The sequence below is a fragment of the Mesorhizobium sp. NPDC059025 genome, assembly GCF_042739655.1.
Lineage (GTDB): Bacteria > Pseudomonadota > Alphaproteobacteria > Rhizobiales > Rhizobiaceae > Mesorhizobium.
In genome coordinates this window covers 189,241-201,146 of sequence record NZ_JBHYIM010000008.1, presented here as the reverse complement: position 1 = coordinate 201,146, position 11,906 = coordinate 189,241, and the positions used below count along the sequence as shown (strand labels likewise).

The 11,906-nt window shown below is 64.0% G+C and carries 12 protein-coding genes; 7 read left to right on the top strand and 5 right to left on the bottom strand.

Going from position 1 to position 11,906, the window contains the following annotated elements:
* Positions 1 to 4: 4 nt before the first annotated feature.
* From ACFWYE_RS20275 to ptsP, 5 genes are all read left to right on the top strand, one after another.
* The gene (locus tag ACFWYE_RS20275) at positions 5 to 442 is read left to right on the top strand and encodes a transcriptional regulator GutM (protein WP_379062362.1); all 438 of its coding nucleotides are present in this window, start codon (positions 5 to 7) and stop codon (positions 440 to 442) included.
* A gap of 154 nt (positions 443 to 596) precedes the next feature.
* Positions 597 to 1,358 carry a PTS glucitol/sorbitol transporter subunit IIC gene (locus ACFWYE_RS20270; RefSeq protein WP_101937913.1) on the top strand — a complete coding sequence of 254 codons (762 nt, stop codon included), beginning with the start codon at positions 597 to 599 and terminating at the stop codon, positions 1,356 to 1,358.
* 15 nt (positions 1,359 to 1,373) lie between these two features.
* Positions 1,374 to 2,381 carry a PTS glucitol/sorbitol transporter subunit IIB gene (locus ACFWYE_RS20265; protein WP_379113836.1) on the top strand — a complete coding sequence of 336 codons (1,008 nt, stop codon included), beginning with the start codon at positions 1,374 to 1,376 and terminating at the stop codon, positions 2,379 to 2,381.
* Positions 2,382 to 2,406: 25 nt separating this feature from the next.
* Entirely contained in the window at positions 2,407 to 2,787 is a 381-nt protein-coding gene (locus ACFWYE_RS20260) for a PTS glucitol/sorbitol transporter subunit IIA (protein WP_326895529.1), read from the top strand.
* 98 nt (positions 2,788 to 2,885) lie between these two features.
* On the top strand, positions 2,886 to 4,862 hold the full coding sequence (gene ptsP, locus ACFWYE_RS20255; RefSeq protein ID WP_379113834.1) for a phosphoenolpyruvate--protein phosphotransferase: 1,977 nt from the start codon (positions 2,886 to 2,888) through the stop codon (positions 4,860 to 4,862).
* 40 nt (positions 4,863 to 4,902) lie between these two features.
* Here ptsP and ACFWYE_RS20250 read toward each other — a convergent pair whose 3' ends face one another.
* On the bottom strand, positions 4,903 to 5,697 hold the full coding sequence (locus ACFWYE_RS20250; RefSeq protein WP_379113832.1) for a hypothetical protein: 795 nt from the start codon (positions 5,695 to 5,697) through the stop codon (positions 4,903 to 4,905).
* A gap of 149 nt (positions 5,698 to 5,846) precedes the next feature.
* Between ACFWYE_RS20250 and ACFWYE_RS20245 the strand changes: the two genes are divergently transcribed.
* On the top strand, positions 5,847 to 6,869 hold the full coding sequence (locus ACFWYE_RS20245; RefSeq protein ID WP_379113830.1) for a sugar-binding transcriptional regulator: 1,023 nt from the start codon (positions 5,847 to 5,849) through the stop codon (positions 6,867 to 6,869).
* A gap of 27 nt (positions 6,870 to 6,896) precedes the next feature.
* Here ACFWYE_RS20245 and ACFWYE_RS20240 read toward each other — a convergent pair whose 3' ends face one another.
* Positions 6,897 to 7,895 carry an AraC family transcriptional regulator gene (locus ACFWYE_RS20240; protein ID WP_379113828.1) on the bottom strand — a complete coding sequence of 333 codons (999 nt, stop codon included), beginning with the start codon at positions 7,893 to 7,895 and terminating at the stop codon, positions 6,897 to 6,899.
* Between the two features lie 74 nt (positions 7,896 to 7,969).
* Between ACFWYE_RS20240 and ACFWYE_RS20235 the strand changes: the two genes are divergently transcribed.
* Positions 7,970 to 9,181 carry an MFS transporter gene (locus ACFWYE_RS20235; protein ID WP_379113826.1) on the top strand — a complete coding sequence of 404 codons (1,212 nt, stop codon included), beginning with the start codon at positions 7,970 to 7,972 and terminating at the stop codon, positions 9,179 to 9,181.
* A gap of 103 nt (positions 9,182 to 9,284) precedes the next feature.
* On the opposite strand, the gene ACFWYE_RS20230 is transcribed toward ACFWYE_RS20235, so the two are convergent.
* Genes ACFWYE_RS20230 through exbB form a run of 3 tightly spaced genes read right to left on the bottom strand, consistent with a single transcriptional unit; the run spans position 9,285 to position 11,777 of the window.
* Positions 9,285 to 10,211, bottom strand: a complete 927-nt coding sequence (locus ACFWYE_RS20230) for an energy transducer TonB (RefSeq protein ID WP_379113824.1) — start codon at positions 10,209 to 10,211, stop codon at positions 9,285 to 9,287.
* Positions 10,208 to 10,663, bottom strand: a complete 456-nt coding sequence (exbD, locus tag ACFWYE_RS20225; RefSeq protein ID WP_379113822.1) for a TonB system transport protein ExbD — start codon at positions 10,661 to 10,663, stop codon at positions 10,208 to 10,210. The genes ACFWYE_RS20230 and exbD overlap by 4 nt, the downstream gene beginning before the upstream one ends.
* Positions 10,664 to 10,673: 10 nt before the next feature.
* Positions 10,674 to 11,777: a tonB-system energizer ExbB gene (gene exbB, locus ACFWYE_RS20220; RefSeq protein WP_379113951.1), complete on the bottom strand. Its 1,104-nt coding sequence runs from the start codon at positions 11,775 to 11,777 to the stop codon at positions 10,674 to 10,676.
* Between the last annotated feature and the right edge of the window lie 129 nt (positions 11,778 to 11,906).

Below are 11,906 nucleotides of genomic sequence, written 5' to 3'. Positions count from 1 at the left end.
CCTTATGGCAATCTGGCAGTGGGCACTGCTCGCGCTCGCGCTCGTCTGGGGGCTGCAGTCCCTAGGCGTCTGGCTGCAGATGCGGCACTATTCCGACGTCTTCAAAGGCATCACCAACAAATACGCCGACGGCTTCGTCGGTGCCGGCAATCATCGCGGCCGCTTTGCCAAGGGCATCATCGTCCTGGTGGTGGTGACGCCTGATCTCGTCGTGCGCCGCCTGCTCGTGATGAGCGGCCGTTCGGTGTTCGCCAAGTTCAGGCGGTTTGAAGAATTCGAGGGCGTCGCCCTCGATCGTATCCGGTCCAATCCTGCGATCATGGGGGAGGGGGAACCCGGTGTGGCCGAGGCCGTGAAGCGAGCGATCGAACAGATCGACCGGGCACGGCTGGAGCCGGGAAAGAAGCCGGGTCTGACCGGCTTGAAGACAGTCAGCGCATAGAGCAATTCCAGCAAAAGTGCGCAGCGGTTTTGCGCCCGGAATTGCGTAGAAACAAAGAGTTGGAGCGTTTCCGCATTTCCGTGAAAAACGGAAACGCTCCGTAACGAATGCTGCCGCCGTAGGGGACAGACGGCGGACGGTCCAAGGAGGAGATATGTCTGTAATTTCATTGTTGGCGCAGCACGCCGACATGGCCGTCCAGCACCTGCATGCAGCAGGTGCGGTGGTCCAGGATGCTGCCTTGCACGGCAAGCTTGCCGTTTCTCATGCCAGCGACAATCTTGTCGTTCTGGCGCAGGCCGACAGCGGCCCCATCACCGTCGAACAGTTCAAGGAGAAGCTGAACGAAGTCGCCAAGGAAGAGCAGCTCGGCTGGCTCACCGCCATCGGTAAATATTTCATCGGCATCTTCCAGAAAGGCGGCGAGGTCTTCGCCGGCTTCGTGACTGGCATCATCCCGACACTGGTGGTGCTGATGACGGCATTCTACGCCATCACCGAACTGGTCGGCGAGGAACGCGTGCATGGCCTTGCCCGTGGCGCCGGCCGCATCGCGCTCACCCGCTATACGGTGCTGCCGCTGCTTGCCGTCTTCTTCCTCACCAACCCGATGGCCTACACCTTCGGCTCCTTCCTCGAAGAAAAGCACAAGCCCGCCTTCTACGACGCGGCAGTATCCTACGTGCATCCGCCGCTTGGCCTCTTCCCGCACATCAATCCCGGCGAATATTTCGTCTGGGGCGGCGTGCTGGTCGCGCTGCTCGAACTGGAGAAGAAGGGCGTGGTCGTTGCCGGCTACCACATCAAGGTGGCGATCTGGTACGCCATCGTCGGTCTCGTCGTCATCCTGCTCAAGGGCATGCTGACCGAGCGCATCACCGCCATCATGGCACGCCGCCAGGGCGTCGAGCTGTAAGGGGCGGGAAACATCATGGCAAAGACCTACAAGGCCGTAAAAATCTCCAAGGGCTCCGGGGGCTGGGGCGGCCCGCTCGTCATCGAGCCGACCGCGCAGCGCAGCAAGGTCGTCTCCGTCACCGGCGGTGGCGTCCATCCGATCGCCCAGCAGATCGCCGAAATGACGGGGGCTGAAGCCGTCGATGGCTTCAAATCGCCGCCCATCGAAAGCGAGATGGCCGTCGTCGTCGTCGATTGCGGCGGCACAGCGCGTTGCGGCGTCTATCCGCGCAAGCGCATCCCGACCGTCAACGTCACGCCGGTCGGCCAGTCCGGGCCTCTCGCCCAGTTCATCCTGGAAGACATCTATGTTTCGGGCGTCAAGCCGGCCAACATCGTCATGGCCGATGGCTCCGAAGCGGTAACCACTGCGGGGGGAGCAGCGGCAATGAGTTCAAGCAACAGCAATTCGCCCTCGGCGGCTGCCCAGCCGCTGCCGAGTGAAGGTGGCATGATCGGGCTGATCTCCTCGATCGGCCGCGTCATGGGTCGTGTCGTCGGCATCTTCTTCAACGCCGGCCGCCGAACCATCGACCAGGTGATCCGCAACGTGCTGCCCTTCATGGCCTTTGTGACCATGCTGATCGGCCTCATCCTCTACACCGGGATCGGCGACGTGCTGGCGCAGCCGATGGGTCCGCTGGCCAACAACATCGTCGGCTTGCTGATCATCTCGGCGATCTGCGGCCTGCCGTTCCTCTCGCCCATCCTCGGGCCGGGCGCGGTCATCGCCCAGGTCATCGGTGTCGCCATCATCGGTCCGCAGATCGCCAACGGCACCATTTCGCCGGCCATGGCGCTGCCGGCGCTGTTTGCCTACAACACCCAGGTCGGCTGCGACTTCGTCCCGGTCGGTCTGGCGCTTGGCGAAGCCAAGCCCAAGACGATCGAGATCGGTGTGCCGGCGGTGCTCATCAGCCGCCAGATCATGGGTCCCGTGTCCGTGCTTCTCGCATGGGTAGTCAGTCTGCTGGTCCTGTAACGACAAGAAGGAGATTCGCCGCATCATGACGGTTCTGTTGGAAACGCGGGTAACCGCAGTTGGACCCGAAGTGGCGGATCTCGCCGAGGGCGGCGTGGTCATCCTGTTCGCGGATGGCTCGCCGCCGGAGCTCGCCGAGGTTTCGGTGATGCACAAGGCCGTACAGGGCCCCAGCGACGGCGCGCCGCAGGTCGGCGCGTCGATCGCCATCGGCGCGGTGTCGGCAACGATCACCGCAATCGGCTCCACAGCGTGGAGCAAGGTGCGCGAGATCGGCCATGTCGTCATCTCGTTCAACGGGGCGACGGAAGCGGAGCGGCCTGGCGAAATCTGTGCCAGCACCGTCGACACAGGTGACCTCGTCCAGGCCCTCAGGCAGGACGCACTGATCACCATCGCCGCCTGAAATCCCTGGCGCCGCGGCCCTTGCGCAAGGCCATGGCGCTTTTCTCTTCGACTGCGCCCCTTCCGGGATCGGCCGGAATATCTGATAGGATTGCCCGTATGGAACGCTCGACCATTGTCAGAGTGCATGAAGGTTTGCACGCCCGCCCCGCGACCCGCTTCGTGCGGCTCGCCAAGAGCTTCGAGTCGGAAGTCGAGATCGTGAAGGCAGGCAAGGCGGTGAGCGCCAAGAGCTCGGTCAAGCTGATGCTTCTGGGCGTCAAGGAGAACCAGGAAGTCACCGTGCGTGCCAATGGCGCCGACGCAGCCGAAGCGGTCGAGGCGTTGATCGGCTATCTGGAGAATCCGCGCGCCGGGCTCGAGGAAGACGATGCCGCCGGTGAGCACAGGGAACTCAACGGTGAGATCGCCAAGCCTGTCGTCACTGTCCCTGCACCGGAGACAACAGCGTCGGGCGGCCTGCGTGGTATTGCCGCCAGCGAAGGCGTCGCCGTCGGTCCGGCCTTCGCGCATTTCCCGCCGGAAATCCGCCCGCAGGCACGCACGTTGACCGCCGAAGAAGCCGAGGCCGAGATCGTGCGTTTCGGTCATGCCGTCGCTGCCGTCCAGGCACGCATGGACAAGGCGCTGGCCAGTGATAGCCTGGCCGGCGGCGATCGTGGCATCGTCGCTGCCTTGCGTGACCTTGCTGCCGACGACACGTTGATCGGTGAGGCCGAAGCGATGATCCGCGCCGGCACCGATGCCGTCGCCGCAGTCATCGCCACCGCCACCAGGCTCGCCGCCGAGTTCGGTTCGGTCGAAGACCCATATCTCAATGCCCGCGCCGACGACGTCCAGGCCGTCGGCCGCCAGATCTGCCTCGCCTTGCTCGGCCAGGACGATATCAGCCTGGAAGATATCCCGCAGGGCGCCATCCTGATCGCAGAGGATATCGGCGCATGGGACCTGTCGCGCGCACCGTTGAAACGCATCGGCGGCATCGTCTGCGGCCATGGCGGCGCGACCTCCCACATCGCCATCATTGCGCGTTCGCATGGCATTCCCGCGGTGCTGGGCCTCGGTGCCCGTGTGATGGAACTGCGCGATGCAAAGGAAGTCGCTCTCGACGGCAACGGCGGCCTGGTCGTTGCCGACCCGGCCGCCGACGTGAAGGCCGACTATACCCGCCGCATCGAGGAAGCCGCCAGGGAACGGCACGCGCTCGACGTGTTCAAGGAGGTGACGCCCAAGCGCGCCGATGGCACGGTCATCGAAGTGGCCGCCAACATCGGTTCGCTCGAAGAGATCGAGGCCGCACAGGCTGCGGGCGCCATGGGCGTCGGCCTGTTCCGAACCGAGCTCCTTTTCATGCGTCACATGCACCTGCCTTCGGAAGACATGCAGGCGGAGACCTATGCGGCATTGGCGCGAGCGTTTGCGCCTCATCCGGTCATCGTGCGCACGCTCGATATCGGTGGCGACAAGCCGGTGGCCGGCATCGAATTCCCGGAAGAGGAAAATCCGTTCCTTGGCTGGCGTGGCATCCGCATGTGTCTCGACCGGCCTGATATCTTCAAGCCACAGCTGAAGGCGCTGCTGCGTGCAGCGGTGCACGGCAACGTCAAGGTGATGCTGCCGATGGTGTCGGATATTGCCGAAGTGCGGCGTGCCAGGGCACTTGTCGACGAATGCGCGGCCGAATTGCAGCGCGACGGCATACAATTCGCCCATTTCCAGCTCGGTGTGATGATCGAGACGCCGGCGGCCGTTCTGATCGCCCCGTTGCTGGCGAAGGAGGTTTCCTTCTTTTCGATCGGCACCAATGACCTCACTCAATACGTCATGGCTGCCGACCGCCTCAATCCGACGGTGGCTGCACTGAACGACGTCGCCAATCCGGCGGTGATGGCGGCGATCGAGATGACGGCGAAGGCTGGCGTCGAGGCAGGCATCATGGTCGGCATGTGCGGTGAGGCGGCGGCCCGTCCGGATCTCATTGCGGAATTCCTGCGCATGGGACTGACCGAGCTGTCGATGAGCCCTGCCTCGATCTCACGCGCCAAGAAGCGCATTGTCGAGCTGTCGCAGGCGTAGGCCGCCGGGCCACTGGAGCGCCCGGGAGGACGCTCCAGTGCTACAGCAGGTGCGCCAGCAGCGTTGCAAACACCGTCGTCAGCTCGTCGAGCGGATCGTTGCCGTCGCAGGCCATCAGGATGCGGTCGAGCCTGGCGTCAGTGGCAAGCAAGGCGATCTCGAGCAGGTCTGGCTCGGGTTTCGAGCTGGTGTCGACGCTGGCAAGGCCGACTGCAAGCGCGACAGGTGCCAGGCAGGAAATCGCGAATGTGCGACCGGAGCGGACGGCGGTTGTCGCTGTCTCGCCCTGTCGCAACGGGTCATGGTTGAGGAATTCCACCACGAGTGCCGCGCTCAGCGCCGCGACCAATGCGACGCGGCCCGCCCAGTCGCTCTCATGGGACAGTCTCTTGAAAAGCTCTGCATGCTGCCGCTCGACGGCTGCGTGCACGGCGGTGAAGTTCGCCTCGCGCACCCGCACGCCGTCTGCCTTCCTCTCGGCAAGAACGGCCTTTGCCAGCGCATACATATCACGCCGGAACGCGCGTTCGCCGGCCAGCGCCGCATCGCCGGATGCGAAATAGACACCAAGCGACTTTGGCGTCAGTCCGCTCATGCGGCCGCTGCGCTCGCGTGGCACCAGCGTTTCGGCCACCGACATCATGTCGTCGAAGGCGCTTGCGGCATGACCAAGCAGGCCCTCGATCTCGCGGATCGGAAACGTTGGACGAGCTTCGTCGCCTAGCCGTGCCTGCTGGGCAGGGCTGTCGTGCCGGTGCCGGCGGATGACGTGGCGCACGTCGCGCAAACGGTCCTTCAGGTTGACGCGGACCTCTTCGGAGATTTCACGCAGCATCGTCTTTTCTCTGCTTCCTATCAGCCGGGTATAGGCGGCATGGCCGTGTCAGCCAATTGTTTATATCGTGCAGGACCGGTCAAAAGACGATAGTGGCCATATGACGAATCGGGAACGGTTCGGTCGCAGTGCTTACAGGGAGGGATGCAGTGGCAAGAAAGCCGCAGCGGCAGGCGGGGACAGGGGAGGGCGGAACCGGCGAGAACGGAGCGGTGGCGGCCGAAAGCAAGGCCGATCGCCTGCGCATCCGCGCCGCCTGGATGTATTTCATCGAACAGATGACCCAGAACGAGATCGCCGACGTGCTTGGTGTCGGCCGCGTCACCGTCGTCAGGATGCTTGCCGAGGCGCGCGCCCGTAACGAGGTCAAGATCGCCATCGAAAGCGAGTTGTCCGAAATCGTGCGGCTGGAGCGGGCCCTGGAAAGGACCTTCGGCCTGGAACAGGCACTCGTCGCGCCGCTCTCCAGCGCGGATTCCGACCCGATCCCCGGTATTGCCGCCAAGACAGGCGCCTATCTTTCGGAATCGATGCGTTCAGGCATGCGTGTCGGCGTCGGCTGGGGCCGCACGCTGTTCTCGACCTTGCCCTTCATCGGCGCCAAGTCGCTCAGTGACTTCAAGGTGATCTCCCTGCTTGGCGGCGTCGGCGTCGCGCGGCGCTACAATCCGGCCGAGTTCGCCTGGCGCTTCGCTCAGGTCTTCCAGGGCGACGGCTATCTCATTCCGGCGCCCGCAGTGGTCGACAGTGTCGAGACCAAGGTTGCGCTGGTGGAGCGTTGTGGCCTCGAAGAGATTTTCGAGATGGCCGATGCGCTGGATGCCGTGCTTTTGTCGATCGGCGGCATTGCCTCGGCGACGACCTTCTATCGTGGCGGCTTCCTGAAGGAAGCCGAGCGTGAAGCACTGCTGGCGCGTGGCGCTGTCGGCGACCTTCTGTTCCATTTCTTCAACCGCAGCGGCGATCTCGTAGATCATCCGGTGAACGATCGCGTCATGTCGGTGGAAGTCGATCGCCTGCGCCGGGCGCCGTTGCGCATCCTCACCTCGGGTGGACAGGAGAAGATCGAGGCGCTGCTTGGCGCCATGCATCTCGTCAAGCCGACCGTGCTGATCACCGACGAGGAAAGTGCGCGGCGCATGCTGGAAGCGCAGGGGAACGCTGCAGGCTGAGGGCGGGCGGCGTGGCCGCTCGCTGGTTCAGATATTCGGAACCTCGATGTGGTCCTCGCCGCGGAAGTGGCTCGGCGGCGCGACGATCACACGCTTGAAGGCACGGCTGAAGGCGGCTTCCGATTCATAGCCGAGCCGGTTGGCGACGACCGCGATCTTCAGCCGGTCCTGCGTCAGCCATTGCCTGGCCTGGTGCATGCGGACCTGAGTGACGTATCTGGCCGGCGTCTCGCCGACGGTTGATGCGAAGCGTTCCGCAAAGCCCGAGCGCGAAGCGCCCATGCTACGTGCCAGCGTCTCGACGCTCCAGTCGCGGTTCGGTTCGAGATGGATTGCCGCCAGCACCTTGCCGAGCTCGCGGTCGCGTACCGCCGCGATCCAGCCCTTCGAGTCGCCGCAGCCGCGCTCGACCCACGAGCGGATGATCGAGGCGGCAAGTACGTCCGCCAGCCGGGCGACGATGCCGGCGGAGCCAACCCGTTCCATCTTGATCTCGCGCGCCATCGCTTCCAGCAAATGCGGGATGCTTGGCTCATACTCCTCAAGACCATGCGTGCGCATCACATCCGGCATCATGCCGAGCAACGGGTGCAGGCTGTCGAGGTTGAAATACATGGTGCCGCAGAACAGAAGCGTGCCCGGCACGCAATTTTCCGTCTGTGTCTCCGTCTTCATGCAGTAGACGTTCTTGCAGACTTCGGTGACTTCATAGCCCCTGAATTGCGTGGTCGGCACGTCGGGTGAACTGGCCAGTGCATGCGGGGCGCCACGCGGCACCAGAACTGCATCGCCGGCATTCATCTCGAACCAGTCGCCATTGGGCAAGCGCATCCAGCATGCCTTCTGGCCGACGAAATAGAAGCGGGCGGCATCCTGTGCCGGGAACTCCAGTCCCCACGGCTCCTTCATCTCGCAGCGGCCGTATTGCACGCCGTCGAGGCGCAGGCCACGCAGGATGTCGGTCAGCGGATCTCCGGTCGGAGAGACCGATGGTGGTGGTGAATTTTTGGACGAACGGTCAAGCATAATGGTGTTTCTAACATGGAAACTCCACGCGGTCACCTCCATCTGTTGCACTGCAACCAATTCGGAGACTGACAATGACCGACCCCGCGACAGCGGCGCTGGACGCGCCCGTACTGTCTTCCGCCGAGGAACGCGCCGAGCCGGCCTGGGGTGCCGTCGTCTCGCTGGCGCTTGGCGTCTTCGGGCTCGTGACAGCTGAATTCCTCCCGGCCAGCCTGCTTACGCCGATGGCGCAGGACCTCGGCGTCAGCGAAGGCGCTGCCGGCCAGGCGGTGACAGCCACCGCGATCGTCGGCGCCATCGCAGCGCCCACCATGGCGATCATCACCCGCCGCCTCGACCGCAAGATCCTGATGTGGGTCCTGACCTTCCTGCTCATCGTCTCAAGCCTCATCGCGGCCTTCGCGTCCTCGCTTGGCATGCTTTTGGCGGCGCGCGTGGTGCTTGGTGTCGCGCTTGGCGGCTTCTGGGCTATGTCAGGCGCCATGACCATGCGCCTGGTACCGGTGCGACTGCTGCCGCGGGCGATGTCGATCATTCTCGGCGGCGTTTCGGTGGCTACCGTCTGTGCCGCACCGGTCGGCGCCTATGTCGGTGACATCTGGGGCTGGCGCACGGCTTTCCTGATCGCCGCCATTGTCGGGACGGTCACGCTGCTGGCGCAGGTCGCCACGCTTCCGAGCCTGCCGCCGTCCAGCGTCGCCAGCCTGCGCATCCTGGCGGATGTCGCCCGGCGCCCGGCCATCGCTGTCGGCCTGCTCTTCATCCTGTTCATCGCATCGGGTCATTTTGCAGGTTTCACTTATGTTCGCGCTTTCCTCGAGCAGGTTCCGCTGCTGAGTGTCGAAAACATCTCGTTGGTGCTGCTTGCCTTCGGCATTGGCGGTTTCATCGGCAATCTCGTCGGCGGCTTCATCGTGGAGCGCAGCCTGAAGCTTGCCGCTGGCATGTCGCCGTTGCTGATCGCGATCTCGACGCTGGTCCTGCTTGTCTTCGGCGCCTCGCCGCTGACCTCGGCCATCGCCGTCACGGCCTGGGGTTTCGCCTTCGGCGCCATACCGGTTTCGGTGCAGACCTGGATGCTGCGCGCAGCGCCCGATCAGGCTGAAAGCGCCGGCGGCCTCATGGTCACGGCCTTCCAGGTGGCGATTGCGACAGGTGCTGTCGTCGGCGGCCTGCTGGTCGACCACATCGGTGTTTCGAGCGCGTTCGCCTATGCAGGCATCGCGACGTTGCTGGCCGCGGTGACGGCTTTCCTGCTCGGACCGAAGACCGAAAAAGCTTGAGGTCGCAGTGAGATCCGATTTTACCGTTTAGAACAGGTCTGAAAACGAAATCGGCGCGGATCCGGATCCGCGCCGTCTCATTTTTCGGGGAGATGCCAATCCGTCAGCGTGAGCCGACTGGAAGAACGAGGAACCTGGTTGTAACCGAAGGTGGTGGCGTCGGAATCGGCGATGCCCGTCGGATCATCGTGACGGCTGCATCGTCGAGAGCCTTGTCACCCGAAGATCGGGTAAGGGCGACAGACAGGATTGTGCCACTGGAATCGAAGGTGAACCGTACCGTGGCATCGCCGCCCCCACGCCGGCCCAAGCTTACTGAACGCCTGTAGCGCAGGATATGTGCGCCAACTTTGCTGGTCCACTGCGATGGCGTGACTGAACTGCCCGTGGTGCCGCTGCTTCCACCTGCCTTCGGGATGTTGGTACCGTCCCGGGCGGCTTTCTGTTGGGCGAGCGAATTGACCGGCTTCTTCTTTTCGACTTTCTCGGGCTTTTCGGTCTTGGTTTCCTTGACCGGCTCTGGCTTCTTCTTTTCGAGCGGCTTCTTCTTCTCAACCGGCTTCACCACCGGTTTCGGCTTTTCAGTCTCGGGACGTGGTTCGGGAATAGCCATCGCGACTTCGGGCAGAGGGGCTTCGACGAGGTCCGGAACCACGTCCTCGGCGACTTCAGGCTTCGGCGCCTCCATCTCCGGCTCCGGTTCCGTCACCTCTTCGACAGGCTTCTCGACCTCTTCCTCGATAGGTTTGATCTCTTCCGTGATTTCTTGCGGTTTCAAGGAAGCTTCGTTGTCGACGATATCCGCGCTGTCAATCGGCGGTGTCTCGGCATTGATGACCATCGGTGGCAGGTCGAGCATGATGGCGGGCGGGGCCGCAGGTGGCGGTGTGCTTTCCGATCCCCCACTGTACAGATACCAGCCGCCACCAGTATGAATCGACGCAACGATGAGAGCGGCGCTCGACCACAGCGTCAGTTCGCGGCGGCTGAAGCCGCCGAACAGGCCGCCTTGTGCCGCGGCGGCTGTCACTGCGCTGCTCCGGCGGCAGGCGTTGTCGTCGGAACCGTTTCCAGTCCGACCAGCGCGACCTTCAGGTAGCCCGCGCCGCGCATCAGGTTCATCACCTCCATCAGATCGCCATAGGCGACGACACGGTCGGCACGCAGGAAGATGCGCTTCTGCTTGTCGCCCTTGGCGATCGTGTCCAGTTGCTGCTGAAAGGTGTTTCGGTCCACCGTCTGCTGGCCGATTGCCAGGCTGAGGTCGTCCTTCAGCGTGACATAGAGCGGCTCTTCAGGCTTGGGTGCGGGCGTTGCCGTGGAAGCAGGCAGGTCGACATTGATGTCGACGGTTGCCAGCGGTGCGGCGACCATGAAGATGATGAGCAGGACCAGCATGACGTCGATGAACGGCGTCACGTTGATCTCGTGGTTCTCCTGCATATCGTCGTCGTCGAACGACTGCTTGATGCCGCCGGCCATAGCGCTTCTCCTAGACGGCTACCGCGGGTGCCTGATGGCCATTTGCGGGCCTGGCGGTTGCGGCGGCATGCGAACGCACTGTGGCGTGAACCGAAGAAACACGATCGAGGTCGCGACTGACCAGGCGTTGCACTCCGGCGGCGGCGTCCGCCAGCCCCTGGCGATATCCGGTGATGGAGCGCGCGAAGACGTTGTAGATGACCACGGCCGGAATGGCGGCGATCAGGCCGACGGCGGTGGCGAGCAGCGCTTCGGCGATGCCGGGCGCGACGACGGCAAGGTTGGTGGTCTGCGCTTCCGAAATGCCGATGAAGGAGTTCATGATGCCCCACACCGTGCCGAACAGGCCGACGAAGGGAGCGGTCGAGCCGATCGTGGCCAGCACGCCCGTGCCGCGGCTGAGCCGTCGACCTGCCTGCGCCTGGATGCGCATCAGGCGCGATTCCACGCGTTCCTTCACGCCGGCGGCATCGTAGCCGCCATCGTCCTGGCGCGACATTTCCAGTTCTTCGGCGGCCGCCCGTACCAGCACGGCGCCGATGCCGGCACCCTTGCCGAGCGCCTGCGTCGCGTCATCGAGCCGGCGCGCGCCTGTGATGCCGCGCAAGGCCTTGGCAAGGCGTGCCTTGGAACCGGCGATCTCCAACGATTTGGCCAGCCAAACGGTCCATGTGACCAGCGAGGCGAAGGCGAGGCCGATCATGACGCCCTTCACCACCCAGTCCGCGCTCATGAACATGCCCCAGGGAGACAGGTTGTGCGGCAGGGTCGCCTTGGCGATCGATAGTGCTTCTGCAGCATTCGGGGCGCCAGGCGCCGGGGCGATTTCGGTTGGCGCCGGTTGTGCCGACATCGCGGGTGCGGGCTGAGTTGCCGGTGCGGGCTGGACTGCGGGAGCCGGCGTCGCGCCTTGCGCTGAATTCGTGTTTGGCGCTGCCGGCGCCACGCCTTCGCCGGCAGGTGCCGCAATTGGTGCGCTGCTTTCGACTGGCGCCGTTTGTTGAGCCAGTGCCGGGGCGACGTTGATCGCGATCAGGCCGGCAACGGCAACAATGCGGGCGGCCTGGCCGAATGTGCTCTTCCGGCCTGTCTGGTTCGCGACGCTGAGGCGCATATCGTCTTGCAAGGTCTCGTCTCCACTTTACGGAGCCGAGACGATCCGGCGGTTTGGTGATGATCCACTCAGGTCTCGGCTCATACGAGCGAGAGCGACCTAACATTGTTGAGTATGATTATCAAGAAT